This is a genomic window from Tissierella sp. P1 (assembly GCF_002266425.1).
GTDB lineage: Bacteria > Bacillota > Clostridia > Tissierellales > Tissierellaceae > Tissierella > Tissierella carlieri.
In genome coordinates this window covers 79,538-93,028 of the sequence record NZ_NPMN01000003.1, presented here as the reverse complement: position 1 = coordinate 93,028, position 13,491 = coordinate 79,538, and the positions used below count along the sequence as shown (strand labels likewise).

Here is a 13,491-nt window from a genome sequence, read left to right as displayed (position 1 = left end):
TTCGCATTCAGCTTTTATTAACGCATAATAGTTTTATTCTCACCTTAGTGAGTATAGTCCTATCATTTCCTCTAGTATAGTCTATTACAGAAAGAGGTTTTATTCTCACCTTAGTGAGTATAGTCCAATAGGATTATCCTCTAGTGGCAATATAACAGCTAGGTTTTATTCTCACCTTAGTGAGTATAGTCCAATTGTTTGCTCGGCTTTTCTAACTTCTTCAGCTGAGTTTTATTCTCACCTTAGTGAGTATAGTCCAAGTACCTCCCGCTGTATCCATTTTACCACTTATGTCGTTTTATTCTCACCTTAGTGAGTATAGTCCATTGTGACATCTCTTACATCCCTCCATCTTGGTATATGTTTTATTCTCACCTTAGTGAGTATAGTCCTCTATAACCTAACCAATAAGAAAACTCTACACCAAAGTTTTATTCTCACCTTAGTGAGTATAGTCCTCTTCCCTTTATAATCCACTAGTTTCAATATACATACTATAGGTTTCTGTCTATTTCCATTGATTTAAGTTTTTTGTATTCAAATTAATGATTTAATAATTTCATTTTATATTATATATCTGTACTTTTCAATAGCTTTAAAGTTTCAGTCGATACTCTAATATTTTTACATTACTGAACATCGACTGAAAGCTTAAGGTATGATGAATTTTACGTTTTGAATATAGTTAGATTCTAAATTGATTGTTTGTTTATTTTTATTAGGATGCTTGTCCATATTACATATTAAAGTAACAAATTTGTCTTTAAGTTCTAAATTAATATCATTAATTTCATGTTGTTTCAAATAGTACTTTTTATTTTCTCCATCAATAGCATACTTAAATTTAATTATATTGCTTCTAGTATAATTTTCTCCTTTATAGTATATATGTATATTAATATGTCTAATTTCATCCATTCGAACTATATCTAATACCATTTCCTTGATTTTAAAATTTATGTTTTTTCTAATCGTTCCATTAATTAATGATATGTCTCTAAATAAAGTTTCCTTATTTTTTAATTTTTCCTTTGAAGTTTCCTTAATGTTTCTTAATTCTTCTTGTAAGCTATTCACCTTTTGTATTACCTCTATTATGTTTATTTCTCCGTCTTTGTAATCTAAACCATATTTCTTAAAAACAAATTCCTCTCTTTTATTTTTCTCTTGTGATTCTATGCTCACTATATCATTTTGTTTCCTTAACTTCAGATTAAATACTAATTTTTCTTTCTTCATGTAATAATCATTTATAATATTGTTATTTAATTCTTTACCAGTTACCCCCCCTGTTACACAAACATCTATAATTTTCTCTATTTGTTCACTTATTGTAATATTATTTTTATTACTATTCATATAGCTATTTAATGGATCTATATACAATTGTTCCATATCAATATGTGATATATTATTTCTTATTTGGTACATACCAGCTTTATATGGTATTTTTTCATGTAATGCCCTTTTCATGAGCTGTGTAAAATTAATATTTTTATCTTTATGGTTATTTTTATCGTTCTTTTTGCTGTTCTTTTTAATGTCTTCATTTTTAATCTCGTCAATAGCTTGTTTAAAAGTAATGCTTCTATCTTTAGCAATTTTAAATAATGCACTTATCTCTATATCATTTAAAAGTTTAAAATTTATTTGATAGTTTTTCATAATTGGTAATATTAAAGACTTGTTAAACTCCTCAATAGTTATATCCTCAGGTAATTTCATTGCTCCATTTCTATTAATAAAATCATTTATTTTTTTTTCAATATCTACTTTATGTTCTTTACTTAAAAATCCACTACTTAAACTATAATCTGTTATTTCTAGTTTTCTAATATTTTTTTCAAAAAGTCTTAAATCATGGAAAAATGTATCTTTATCTTCTTTATCCTTTTTATCTATGAAATCAACATGTTTCATATCGTAATAATTCTTTTTAACAAATCCTAAGAAATCACCTCTTATTTCAACTGGAAGTAATATATACATTAATATATATAACTTAACAAGATTATTATCTCTGTCATTACAAAATATGTCTTCTGTATCTCTAAACTTATATTCTTTTATAATATTTTTTAATCTATTATCACCTCTATCTAAGACTCTATTAAGATAGATATCACGCTTTTTCATAAAATTTGATATAATTAAATCCTTATCCTTATCAAAATTATTTATAAATGTATCAATATTTAAATCAAATTCCTCCAAAATAAAACCAAAAGCTAACTGTAATTTATATTGTAATCTATATTTAGAATTTAATTTCGTCATTTCTTTCATTTCACTATTTAGTTTAGATAATTCATCGTTTATTTTAGTAAGCTCTTTTTTATTTTTCTCATCTAGTCCCTCTTCAAAAAGTTTTGAATGTCTATCCACAAGTTTTTTCCTCTCTATATATAGTTCTTTATATCTTTTTGAACTATGTATATCATAAACATAAGGTCCACCAAACCATTCTTTTAACTTTTGTTGTTCAATCAGCTTTTGTTTTAATAAGTTATAAACTCTTTTATTATTTCTTTTGGCATTATCTTGCTTTTCAAGCTTTTCCAAATAAGTAGATAAATTTTCCATCTTTTTATTAAAATGTTCAATAACTTTTTCTTTATATTCTCTATCTTCTTCTCCAGATATTGTAATCATAGTATTTATGAATTTATTAAATCCATTCTTACTCCCACATATATCTCTATAAATATCAAGTAATCTTATTGCTTTTATATCTTGTCCTAATACATGTATAGTCGTATTTTTATCTAAATAGTTAGAAATAGCCTTATCTTTAATTAGTTTTACTTTACTTAATTCTTTAAAAATATTTAAATCTAATAGTTGACTAATCATCCTATTTTCTAAATTATTTTTATCGGAAATGACAAAGTCCTTCCCCGAATAGAGAGCTTGATAGAATTCGTAATCGTAGTGAACCATAGAATGTCTTAGCCTAGAAAATAATATCAATATTTTTCTTAAATCTTCTTCTATCATTTCCTGACTAATATCTATCTTTTCACCTTTTTTATCTTTTTCCACTTTATACTTATGATCTAAAATAAACTGATTTATGCTTTTTTCAATGCTCCTATAAGATCTTTCAATAATTTTATTCTTCTCATCATCTTTTTTACCTTCATACTTCCATATCTCATTTATTAAATTTTTATTACCATCTTTATATGCGTTATCTTGACTATCCTTGTCGTCTATACCTTCTTCTCCATCATAATGTAATAAAAAAATTATTAATCATTTGATAATAGATAATCATATCCGATCTATAGCTTAAAAATCTATTAATTTTATATATCTCTTGAGAATCTATATTTATTGTTTCATCTATTCTTTCTAAATCACTACAAATTATTTGTCTATAATTCTTCATAACACCAGCATCTAATAAAACTCTATTAGTATCTTGCTTTAAGCTTCTAGGTGATCTAATCATGCCACTTAAATCATTAGTAACAGAATGGTCTATATCATCAACTATTGATACTATAACTTTAGTTTTATTTGAGTCTAAAAAAATATATTTTCCCTGTAATGTGTATTTTTTTATTATTTCACCAGTCATCTTATGCTTTTTAGTTATATATAATTCTGTTGCATCTTCATTCGTAGCTACAAAGAAACTTTGTTCATCCATTTCCTCAAGAGAATTAGTTTCTTCATCTTCAAGTCTATTATATGCATAGTTGAAATTAAACTTCATTCTGCCCTTCTCATCTGGTTCTGTACCATTAAGTCTTATAACATCTACTCCACCTTGTTTAGTGTATAAAACTTTAATTTCTTTAACCTGCTTATCATCGAAGTTAGAAATTATAACTCTTACTATTGAACTTTTATTTGATTTTAATTTCTCCTTATTCCCAATACTCATAAAATCCCCTCTTTTCTTAAGTATATATTATAAAACTTTAAACATATTATAATCTATATGACCACCCTAAAGGCTTAGAATAACAGTAATTTTATAAAATCAAATCTATAATTCAAATCAGTCGCTTTAGTTTAACATAGGTTAAGAATTTATATAATATTTATTTTAAGGAATATTATTAACTATGTTCTTTAGAACTAAAGTTAATTATCCATTATTCTTTGAATTTTTTCTTTAAACATATTTTCATCTATTATTCCTTCATCTAACATCTGCTTTAGCATCCTAGACTGAAATAATACTTTGTCTTCTGATGAATTCTGTTGGGCTACCTTCCCTGCGATTAAAGACTCTACAACATTCTAATTTTTTTCTGGTATCATCTCCCTGAATTTTTCAAAACTTTCATGATTTTAAAAAACTTCTTTTCTTTGATTATTCTCATTTAATACTAATAAGGTTTTTCTTGAATCATGTTCAATTATTTCAGACCTAACTCCTTCAACCTCTTTCCTACTACCAATAATTGCACCTGTTTCCCCACCAAGAAGTCCACCAATAATGGCTCCTCCTATTGATGAACCTCCTCCACCACCACCTGAGATTCTTGTTTCTCTAAATAGTTCACCCTGTAAAGTGAAGTATTGTATAGATTCTCTGGGAATAGATAGTATCTCAATTTCATTATAGTATTGCATATTTTCTATCGTCGGTTCACTTGGAAATAAACTAATTATATTTTTATCAGCCCAAATTAAATATTCCATGGGAACAAAATTATTTCCTAGAACATTTGTATGATCTAAGAAAGTTACATTTAATGCATTTCCTAGAATTAATATATTTTTCTTTTTATCTTGATATGTAAGTTTAATGGAATCATACTCATTTTTTAGTTTTTAATTGTTCCTCATCATACTCTCTAGTCTCTTTCTTATCCTTAAAATGCATATAAAAGAATAGTATAGAAATAAAAAAACTATATAATAGCATTATAATCGTGAAAGTAGAGACTTCCCTAGGTCTCCTAAGTATATCAGCATAAGCAAACCATTCTAGATATGCAAAAATAGAAAACATTGCTACATGAATTAATCCAAAAACTATAAACATTTAAAGCACCTCCATATATAATTAATAAATAATTCTTAATTCTCTTTTGTCGCTTTAATTGTTCGAATTTATTAATTACCCTCAGTCTCATCTTCATCAATCTTCAGAAGACTAGCTTTACATTAGACCTCCTTTTAACCCTAATATACACATCATCTTCTTTATACATAATCCCCTGTTATAAAATTAAAATCTATTTTTCCCAATATAATAAAATCAATGATTATACCCCCATTTCCATTTTTTACCTAATTGTAACATAAAAACTTCAAAAGGGAATAAAATAATCTATTATTATTTATAGAATTGTAAATTTTTAGTTGAATCTCTTGCTTGTTATTTTTTAACTTATTTAATTTATGTTCTTCGTATATTTTCTCCACTAATATACCTCATATTTTGATTTTTATATACACTTTGTATCATCGTGAAGACCTTTTAATTCTTGTATACTTTTTGTATCATTAGTTTCTTTTTGTATCAACATTTTGTATCATATATTTGAGGTGATGTATGTGTCTTTATCTGATAACCTAAGAAAATTAAGAAATAGTTTGAATCTTACACAAGACCAAGTAAGTACAGAATTAAAAATAAATAGAGCAACTTATGCTCATTATGAAACTGGTCGCAGAGAACCTGATATTGAGACTCTCAAATTATTAGCTAAATACTATAATGTTACAACTGATTATCTTTTAGAGACTGATATTACAAAGCCTACTATACTTTCTATGAAGGAATTTAATGAAAATATTCAAAACCAATATTCCCCATTAAATAAACTTGTCGAGGAGATTGATAAACTATCTCCTGAAAGTCAGAAAGACTTAGAAGCTTACATAGAATTACTAAAACTCAGAGATATACAGAAAAAAGATGCTGAGGTCGCTGATGAATCAATTAATATCGAATAAATAAGGATATTGAAAAAGAAAAGTTAAAGTTAAAATTAATTGATAAACTTAGAGGAAAGTGAACAAGACAAACATCATGGGTAATATGACATAATAATTAAAAAATGTCATTCTTTTTTAAGAATGTATTTTTTAATTATTTTTTTGTTTATTTATATGGAAATATCTGGCATCCATATGACAGGTTTTGGAATTACATGGAAAATGTGAAATACACATTATTCAGATTATGCTATACAAGAAGTTATTTAGAAGATAAAAAATACTAGGGATTGATGTTTTTTAAGTGTTATTTTATAAGTAGAAAAACTAGATTAAGTAGAAATGGAAAATTTGCTTATTACATTTTTTTAGTTTAAAGGAGGGTTAAAATGACTGAATCTGTAGTATTTAGACCAAGGGCTAGACTTATGTCACAATTAGGAGATCAGTTAATAAAAGATGAAAATATTGCTGTTTTAGAACTTATCAAAAATTCTTATGATGCTGATGCTAAAGATGTTAAAATAACTATGAAAAATTTAGATAATCCGTCATCTGGTGTCATCATTATAGAGGATAACGGAGATGGAATGTCCTTAAGTACAGTCAAAAACAGTTGGATGGAACCAGGCACAGATAATAAAGAAAAAAAATTAAAAGAAATGATAGAAAAGAATATACGCAGCAAATTAAATAGATTACCTATGGGAGAAAAGGGAATTGGAAGATTTGGGGTTCATAAATTAGGCAATAAAATCACATTAATAACTCGTGCTGAAAATAATGATGAGGTTTATTTGCAAATTGATTGGACATCTTTTGATTCTAATAAATATTTAGAGGATGTTCCTATTGAAATAGTAGGACGAAATCCTACACAAAACTTTTTAAATAATAGTTGTACAGGTACTAAAATTATTATAGAAAAATTAAAATCAAACTGGTCTCGTGGTAAAGTAAGGGATTTATATCGTTCAATTATTTCTTTAAATTCTCCATTTGAATCAATAGATTCTTTCAATATTATTTTTGATATTGATAAAAAAGAATGGTTAAAAGATTTAATTGAATTTGATGATATAAAAGATTATGCGCTGTTTAAAGCTAAAATGTCGCTATCAGGGGACAAAATCCAAAATTATGAATATACATTCATGCCTTGGAACTCAATGAATAGACTTGATAAAAGAGTAAACCCTATTAAAGAAATTAATATGATTAACGAAGTTAGAAGAAAACTTGAAAACGGAAAAGTTAGAAAGGAACTTGAACCCATAAACTTGGATAATCATAAAATAGGTGATGTTGAAATAGAGTTGTTGAGTTTTGACTTAGATTCATCTATTTTAAAAATGGGTGTAAATGATATAAAAGGATTAAGGTCTTATTTAACTGAAAATGGTGGTATATTCGTTTATAGAGATAATATAAAAATATACTCCTCCACGGATCATGATTGGCTAGGTCTAGGTAAAAGCCGTGTAAATGCTCCTGGAGATAAAATAAGTAATAATTTAGTTCTAGGAAGTGTTAATCTAAATCGTAAAGAAAGCTACGATTTAAGAGAAAAGACAAACCGAGAAGGTTTCATTGAAGATTCAGCCTACAATACGTTCAAAGAGGCCATTCTTTTTGCAGTTCAAAAATTTGAAAGGGACCGTGCTTTAGACAAGCAATATTTAAAAAAATACTATGGATCTACATCAAAGTCAGAGCCTGTAGTTGCACAAGTTGAATTATTAAAAGAAAAGGTAAAGAAAAATATTTCAGATGAAAAGTTAAAAAATGAAATATTCGGATGTTTAAATAATATTGAAAAAGATTACAAGCATATTACTGAGATATATCAAAAAAGTTCAAGTGCTGGTTTAAGTATGAGTATAGTTTTACATGAGATAGATAAAATAATTTCTGAACTTAATTATGCAGTAGCTGCTGAGCAAACATCAGAGCATATTAAGCTTTTAGTCCAACGTTTAGGTACATTGACTGATGGTTATGCTTCAGTGATTAAATCTAAATCAATAAGATTATTTAACCTAAAAAAAACAATAGAACAGTCATTATTCATGGTCGATTTTAGATTATCTGCCCATGAAATCACAGTAGACAAACAGTATTTAAACAATGAAAATAATTACACAATAAAAGGCAATGAAAATCTTATTGTGAGCAGTATTATTAATATTATAGATAATTCAATATGGTGGCTCCATTATGCTGATATACCTAATAAAAAGATTTGTTTCGATATTACTTTAGATATTGCAGGATATATAAGTATAATTATTGCTGATAATGGAAAAGGTTTCACAATTCCTACGGATGTAGCAACTAGTCCTTTTATAACTGATAAGCCTGGCGGCATGGGTTTAGGGCTTCACCTAGCAAGCGAAATAATGAAACAACACGGTGGACAGCTCTTTTTCCCAGAATTTAATGATTTACAGCTACCAGATGAATATAAACACGGGGCAATAATTGCACTTTCATTTAAGGAGGATTAAAATGAACAATAGTATTGTTGATAAGGTACTTATAATAGATGATAATTACGATGAAGCACTACCTGTTATCCAAGCACTTTCTAAGAATGGAATTTTTACAATTTATTGGAATGGAAATGTAGATACTAAACCAGAACATCCCCTAAAAGGTATAAGGCTAGTAATCCTAGATATGCGTTTTTCAGCTGTTACTGATTCACATACTATAAATGCTAATCTTTTCACACTATTAAAATATTCAATTTCTAAAGAAAATGGACCCTATATTCTGTTTATATGGAGTAAGCACGATAATGAATACTTGGAGAGTTTCAAAAATGAACTTTCAAAATTAACTGATATTCCACAACCATATCTAATAGTTAATATGGAAAAAAACAAATATATAAAAGTAACTGCTGAGGAGAACAAATATTATCAAGAAATAGCAACTGAATTAAATAGTAAAATTAGTAAAAAAATTAAGGATGAGGTTTTAAGTATACTCCAGAATTTAGGAATGTATAATACTATAGACACAATCCAGATAAAGGAAAATGCTGTTGAAGAGCTAATACTTGATATAGATGAAAAATTAAAAGAAGCCAATGCTCTTTGTATTCTTCTCATGTGGGAGAATATAGCAAAAACATCTGCTCATAAGCTAGTAACCAACATTGCTAACGTTTCAGAAATAGATGGTACTTGGGATAATAACATAAAAACATTAATCCAACATTTAGCATCAGCTAATGCTGGACAATCTTTAGAACCAACAGCTAAAGAATATATTATAAATGCTATGTACTCTTTAAATCTAATGTTACCTGATGAACTATCAAATCATTTAATGAAAATAAATATAGATGAAAGTAGATTTAGTTTTATTAATAGTCCCGCAATAATGAAAAATATAGAAGGCGATATCTTTTCGATTTCAAAACCTAATAAAAAATTTATTGTTAAAAGAAACGATGCTGAATGCCAAATTTTTGGAAGTTTTTCTGCGATAAAAGAAGAACCATACAAAAGAATCTGTCAAGAACTATACAGTGAATATTTAGGATATCTCGGAACTAGCAATTTCAAATTTTTATGTGAAAGAGCGGCTTCTAATGATCTTAAAAAGCCTGGTTCCATATACAAGGTTGAAGATGGAGAAATGCTAGAAGAATTAAGTAAATTCATGTTTAAAAATGTAAAGGATATAGATATTAATAATTTTAGCTTGATAAATTTAGATATTTCTTCTTCTTGTGATTATGCCCAAAATAAGCTAAAAAAAGTACGTCTATTATTTGGAATTATGATAGAAAATCCATATTACTTTGAAATTAATAATACTGATGACATCTATTGTACACCAGAAATAAATGTAGATGGCAAAATTGTGAAAATAGCATTTAACTTTCATTATATTACTTATGAGTCTAAAGATCGCATACCTGAAGCCAATAAACTTTTTTCATTTAGGGAATTGTTTCTAACTGAAATCAAACATAAATTATCAACCTATATATCGAGAGTAGGAATAATAAATTTATAGAATATGATCAAAAGATAATGATAGCCCTCTGAATTTCAGAGGCTATATAGTATCCTTAATATTATTCATCTAAAACCTCTTTTATTGATTCTGCAATAGTCTCTGCCATTAAAGGTGGAACTGCATTACCTATCTGCTTAAATGCGGCGGTCCTAGAACTCTCAAAATAATAATCATCTGGGAATGACTGAACTCTAGCTGCCTCTCTAACAGTAATAGACCTATTTTGATTAATATCTGGATGAATATAATAATGACCATCTTTAGAAATATGAGATACTACAGTATGAGAGATCCCTTCATACGGAACAACTTTGAATCTATCTAAAAATATCTTTTTATTAGTATGACTAATCAAATTTTCTGGCAACTCATTATATTTTAACTGTCTGCTCTCTCTATCCCAAGTATCTACACACAGTCTATATATTTCTAAGTCCTGTTTATTATTAGGTCTTGCTATATGCTGTGTAATATAATTAAAGTCATTATTTATGTGAAGTTCTTTTAGACAATTATTTATTTCTATTTGAGTTTCCTCAAAATCTATTTTATCACCTGCATTTATATTAGGCAGACCTAGAAATAGGTCCTTTATAGTATATTCATTTTCTATAACATTAAAATCTGGATACTGAAAATCCAAATCATCTATCCACCCTATTAAAATAATTCTTCTTCTAGATTGAAGCACCCCAAAGTCTCTTGAATTTAACAATCTATAATCTATATTATAACCTAAGGTTCTCATGTCATTTTGAATACTATCAAATATTACTCCATTATTTGCAGATAATAATCCTGATACATTTTCAAAAACAAAGACTTCTGGTCTATACCTACTTATATATTTTAAATATTGTTTGTAAAGATAATTTCTAGGATCATTTTTCATTCTATTAGGATCTCTGCTTCTTCCAACAAGTGAATATGCTTGACATGGAGGGCCACCTAAAATTATCCGCACAGGCTCTCCATTCAATAGTTTATCGATTTTATTAAATATTTCATCGTTAGTTTCATCTGATATTTCTTGATTTATTACTTTATTCAAAACTTCCTCAGGAATATTTTCATATAGTTCTTGTCTACTAATTTTGCCTGACAAATATTTTATATATATATCCATTTTACTATTATCCTTTAGATAATAATAAGCTTCCCTAGTCTTTAAAGTAAGAGATGCCGTAAAATCTTTTTCGACATGAGCAACAATGTCAAATCCTGCTCGTCTAAATCCTTCTGATAAACCACCTGCACCTGCAAATAAATCTATTGCTTTCATATCAAAATCACCTCTCATTGTCCAGGTTAACATTTTTTGTTAGTATTGTCAATATTTTTGATTTAATTAATATAAGTCCTCCTTGTTACTACTTAGTGTTTACGTTGATTTTTATAAATCTCTTTAAACTTTTCTCTCTAACTTAAATATAAAATATATTAATAAAACTAATTTTATATATAAAAATAAGACCTACAATTAGTAAGCCTTGTATTGATTGTAAAGCATATAAATACTTCTTTCACATATTATTGATTTAAGTTTAATAACTAGTATTTTTTTTAAGCAAAGTCTCCCTATTATATACTTCAATTAATGGTTCAAGCAAATAACAAATATCCTGTATTTGATTAGTTGAAAGAGAGCATTTAAAATCTCTTAAACTCACAACAATGCACCTTAAAGTAGTATCAACAGTAAAACTTCCTACTACACTATCTTTTATTTCATTAACATATTTCTTAATATCTTCAATTAATTTATCATAACTATTTGCTCTAGTAAATCCTAGATTACCAGTTATATATCCTAAATTAACATTTTCACAGTTTTTTAAAATTTTAAGTAATGCGATATAAATATTATTAATATCTTCTTTTTTCAAAAATATATCTTCGTATACTGAGAAAAAGCTTTGCATATGTTCTATAGATTCTAAAAGATCAGATTTATTTAAGATATCTTGAATATTGATTATATAAGCAAAATCTGTATATATATAATGATTTATATCAAAATTCTTTAAAAACTCTGAATAAGTTATTCTTGGTTTTCCTAAAAAATTAGATGGTACTGTATTTTCATAGATAACTTTTGGTATAAGTTCCTTTGTTAACCATTTAAAAGCTACTCGTGGAGTCCAATTTTTATTTTCGCTTATATTATCAATATCATTATTACTATGTATGGTAAAGTGCGGTTTCCACACTATCCATACTTCATTATCTGGAGTTCTGTAATTGTCAAACAGTCTATAATCTTCTCTCTCTAGATGCAATATAGTATGATAACCATTTTCATATCTTTGGTGGTTTTTAGTGTATACTTTTATCATATATTCATTAGGTTCAAAAATACTCCACTCCCCTTTAGTACTACATTCATCATTATTTGAAATAAAATAAACTATGTTCCTCCATAATTCTATACTGATCTTAATTAATTTATATCCTCCTTTTTTAGTTTTTTTAAAATTAGTTCGTTTCTAACTTTTCTTCAACTTCGACCAATGAATCTATATATTCTTCCGTAAAATCATCTACAATTGAACATAACTCATACGTTTCTTCTTTATTAAGAATAAATCTACTGTTACCTAATTGAATATAATACTCTCCTTTATTAGAAGGATGACATATAAATCCTCTTAAACTATATTGAGGATTAGTTTTTATTCCTTTAAATAACTGTTCTACTATTTGAATATTATCTAAAGTTATCATACATCCTCTAATTGAAATAGTTCTAAATAAAAACATACAGCTTGCATCTCTATCCCTAAAGGATGGCAAAAATCCACTTAAGCTAATTCTTTTTACACTATATTCATAAGGTCTAAATATATCATCTTTATTTACATATTTCCTATTTTCGAATTCTGCCATATCATCTGTCAATTTATCATAAATGGATTCTATATCTTGTTCACTATTAAATGAAATTTTTATATGTGTTATAATCTCATTCATTTCAATATTCTTATTAAAAAGATTTATAATCTTCTCGACTTTATCAGCCTTTTTCATTGCATCTCCTAATGCTATTGCAGCTGCATGCGGAGGTAGCAATTTATTACTTTTCCTAATATTTATATATTTTCTTGTTGGCACATAATTTAAAATACTGTTCAATTCAAAATCTTCATTTAAGCCAATTAAATTTAGATATTCTTTATACTTAGTCGGATTTTCTGCTAAGGATTCAGGAATTATATGATCAACCTCTAAATCTGCAAAATCTAACGGTTCACCATAATAGTATTCTCTACAATCATATACTTTCCATAGTGCAAATCTAACTGCTGGATTACTTTTATAATACTTTTTTGTCATAAGCATCCCCCTCTAGAATTCATAATTATTACAACAATTTATAATTAAGTATCAAAGTATCAACTTCTTATTAATATTCTGTTCTAGCATTTTGTAATTTTATTATGATACACTACTTATAATCATAAATATTTGTTTTTTTGCCTATGAATAAGAATAAATAATTTAATTTTAAAATCTTAAAAACAAACTTATCTAATTAATCTTATTTCTTATTAA

At 26.8% G+C, this 13,491-nt stretch carries 10 protein-coding genes and 1 CRISPR repeat array (1 of these 11 running past the window's edge); of the genes, 3 read left to right on the top strand and 7 right to left on the bottom strand.

Annotated elements, in window-relative coordinates:
* Positions 1-458: direct repeats of the CRISPR family, unit length 30 nt; unit sequence GTTTTATTCTCACCTTAGTGAGTATAGTCC (it extends 299 nt beyond the left edge of the window).
* A 193-nt stretch (positions 459-651) separates the two neighbouring features.
* The 4 genes from cas13c (CIW83_RS03120) to CIW83_RS03105 form a co-directional block, all read right to left on the bottom strand.
* Entirely contained in the window at positions 652-3,216 is a 2,565-nt protein-coding gene (gene cas13c / locus CIW83_RS03120; RefSeq protein ID WP_255374260.1) for a type VI-C CRISPR-associated RNA-guided ribonuclease Cas13c, read from the bottom strand.
* A 13-nt stretch (positions 3,217-3,229) separates the two neighbouring features.
* Positions 3,230-3,892 (bottom strand): type VI-C CRISPR-associated RNA-guided ribonuclease Cas13c, encoded by a 663-nt coding sequence (gene cas13c, locus CIW83_RS24180; protein ID WP_094899335.1) that lies wholly within the window; start codon positions 3,890-3,892, stop codon positions 3,230-3,232.
* A gap of 413 nt (positions 3,893-4,305) precedes the next feature.
* Positions 4,306-4,659, bottom strand: coding sequence for a hypothetical protein (locus CIW83_RS03110; RefSeq protein WP_094899334.1), 354 nt, complete (start codon positions 4,657-4,659; stop codon positions 4,306-4,308).
* Positions 4,660-4,777: 118 nt separating this feature from the next.
* Positions 4,778-5,005 carry a hypothetical protein gene (locus CIW83_RS03105; protein WP_094899333.1) on the bottom strand — a complete coding sequence of 76 codons (228 nt, stop codon included), beginning with the start codon at positions 5,003-5,005 and terminating at the stop codon, positions 4,778-4,780.
* A 515-nt stretch (positions 5,006-5,520) separates the two neighbouring features.
* Between CIW83_RS03105 and CIW83_RS03100 the strand changes: the two genes are divergently transcribed.
* From CIW83_RS03100 to CIW83_RS03090, 3 genes are all read left to right on the top strand, one after another.
* Complete coding sequence (locus CIW83_RS03100) at positions 5,521-5,922, top strand: helix-turn-helix domain-containing protein (protein ID WP_201259650.1); 402 nt, start codon at positions 5,521-5,523, stop codon at positions 5,920-5,922.
* A gap of 371 nt (positions 5,923-6,293) precedes the next feature.
* Complete coding sequence (locus tag CIW83_RS03095) at positions 6,294-8,411, top strand: ATP-binding protein (protein ID WP_094899331.1); 2,118 nt, start codon at positions 6,294-6,296, stop codon at positions 8,409-8,411.
* A gap of 1 nt (position 8,412) precedes the next feature.
* Complete coding sequence (locus tag CIW83_RS03090; RefSeq protein WP_094899330.1) at positions 8,413-9,936, top strand: hypothetical protein; 1,524 nt, start codon at positions 8,413-8,415, stop codon at positions 9,934-9,936.
* 61 nt (positions 9,937-9,997) lie between these two features.
* Here CIW83_RS03090 and CIW83_RS03085 read toward each other — a convergent pair whose 3' ends face one another.
* The 3 genes from CIW83_RS03085 to CIW83_RS03075 form a co-directional block, all read right to left on the bottom strand.
* Positions 9,998-11,221: a DNA cytosine methyltransferase gene (locus CIW83_RS03085; protein WP_094899329.1), complete on the bottom strand. Its 1,224-nt coding sequence runs from the start codon at positions 11,219-11,221 to the stop codon at positions 9,998-10,000.
* A 262-nt stretch (positions 11,222-11,483) separates the two neighbouring features.
* A complete protein-coding gene (locus CIW83_RS03080; RefSeq protein ID WP_094899328.1) occupies positions 11,484-12,275 on the bottom strand; it encodes a hypothetical protein in 792 nt (263 codons plus the stop codon).
* A gap of 139 nt (positions 12,276-12,414) precedes the next feature.
* Entirely contained in the window at positions 12,415-13,272 is an 858-nt protein-coding gene (locus CIW83_RS03075) for an HNH endonuclease (protein ID WP_094899327.1), read from the bottom strand.
* Positions 13,273-13,491: the final 219 nt, after the last annotated feature.

Bases quoted from the DNA above. Each gene is read 5' to 3' on its own strand.
- cas13c (WP_094899335.1), bottom strand. From the start codon at position 3,892: ATGAGTATTGGGAATAAGGAGAAATTAAAATCAAATAAAAGTTCAATA.
- CIW83_RS03090 (WP_094899330.1), top strand. From the start codon at position 8,413: ATGAACAATAGTATTGTTGATAAGGTACTTATAATAGATGATAATTAC.
- CIW83_RS03105 (WP_094899333.1), bottom strand. From the start codon at position 5,005: ATGTTTATAGTTTTTGGATTAATTCATGTAGCAATGTTTTCTATTTTT.
- CIW83_RS03080 (WP_094899328.1), bottom strand. From the start codon at position 12,275: ATGATAAAAGTATACACTAAAAACCACCAAAGATATGAAAATGGTTAT.
- CIW83_RS03075 (WP_094899327.1), bottom strand. From the start codon at position 13,272: ATGACAAAAAAGTATTATAAAAGTAATCCAGCAGTTAGATTTGCACTA.
- CIW83_RS03110 (WP_094899334.1), bottom strand. From the start codon at position 4,659: ATGGAATATTTAATTTGGGCTGATAAAAATATAATTAGTTTATTTCCA.
- CIW83_RS03085 (WP_094899329.1), bottom strand. From the start codon at position 11,221: ATGAAAGCAATAGATTTATTTGCAGGTGCAGGTGGTTTATCAGAAGGA.
- CIW83_RS03095 (WP_094899331.1), top strand. From the start codon at position 6,294: ATGACTGAATCTGTAGTATTTAGACCAAGGGCTAGACTTATGTCACAA.